Annotated in this window: 1 protein-coding gene; it reads right to left on the reverse strand. The window is 73.6% G+C overall.

The features are described from left to right. Positions 1-683 (reverse strand): AMP-binding protein (locus CIW48_RS32960; protein ID WP_149314523.1); only part of this gene is annotated, 683 nt, incomplete at both ends.

A 683-nucleotide genomic window follows, 5' to 3' on the forward strand; every position in this document is an offset into this window, starting at 1 on the left:
GCCGGGCCGTCCGAGGTAGCCCCGGGCGAGGCCGGTGCCGCCGATATACAGCGCGCCCACCACCCCCACCGGCACCGGGTGAAGCGCGTCGTCGAGGACGTGGATCTGCGTGTTGGCGATGGGATGTCCAATCGGCACGCGCGGGGCGTCCGGCTCGGGCCTGCAGGTCCAGGCGGTGACGTCGATGGCCGCCTCTGTCGGCCCGTACAGGTTCGCGAGAGCGGCCCGGCTCTGGGCCCCGACGGCGGCCGCGAGGTCGGGCGCGAGCGCCTCCCCGCTGCACACGATGCGGGACAGGCTCGGGCAGGCGGCGAGCCGGCCGGTCGCCAGGAACGCCTCCAGCAGGGCGGGCACGAAATGCACGGTTGTCACGCTGTGCCGCTGGATCAGGGCGGCCAGCGCGTCGGGATCGCGGTGGGCGTGCGGGGGCGCCATGACGAGGCGGGCGCCGCTGACGAGGGGCAGGAGGATCTCCCAGACGGCGACGTCGAAGGAGACGGGGGTCTTGTGCAGGATCACGTCGGCAGGTCCGATGCCGAAATGCGCCTGCATCCAGGCGAGGCGGTTGGCGAGGGCGGAATGGATGTTGGCGCAGGCCTTCGGTGTTCCGGTGGAGCCGGAGGTGTGCAGGATGTAGGCGAGGGCGTCCGGGTGGGGCGCGCGGGTGCGGGGCCGGAAGGGCC

Source organism: Methylobacterium sp. P1-11 (assembly GCF_008329595.1).
Lineage (GTDB): Bacteria > Pseudomonadota > Alphaproteobacteria > Rhizobiales > Beijerinckiaceae > Methylobacterium.